The sequence below is a fragment of the Enterobacter cloacae complex sp. ESBL7 genome (assembly GCF_041679625.1).
GTDB lineage: Bacteria > Pseudomonadota > Gammaproteobacteria > Enterobacterales > Enterobacteriaceae > Enterobacter > Enterobacter asburiae_B.
The window spans coordinates 1-255 of record NZ_JBGORN010000067.1; the positions used below are offsets into that span (position 1 = coordinate 1).

The window sequence follows — 255 nt, forward strand, 5'->3', positions numbered from 1 at the left end:
TTTCTGTAATGCTACCCGACTTCCGGCATCATTCGATCCTGACAACGCTCACTTTGATAATTTATTTTTACTGACCGAGGGTAAATCATGGGTTAACTGCAAGGAAATGAGTTTTCCAGTCAATAAAAATACCTTCAGATCATTAAAGCATCCTTACTATACCGATAATAAAGTTGTCTTTACTGCAGACGGGAATATTATCAAAGGAGCGGATGTAAGAACGTTTGTGGCCTTATCTAACAATCAGGCAAAAGA

General features: G+C 38.0%; 1 protein-coding gene. It reads left to right on the forward strand.

The features are described from left to right. Nucleotides 1-255 (forward strand): hypothetical protein (locus tag ACERY3_RS25485; RefSeq protein WP_373226814.1); only part of this gene is annotated, 255 nt, incomplete at both ends.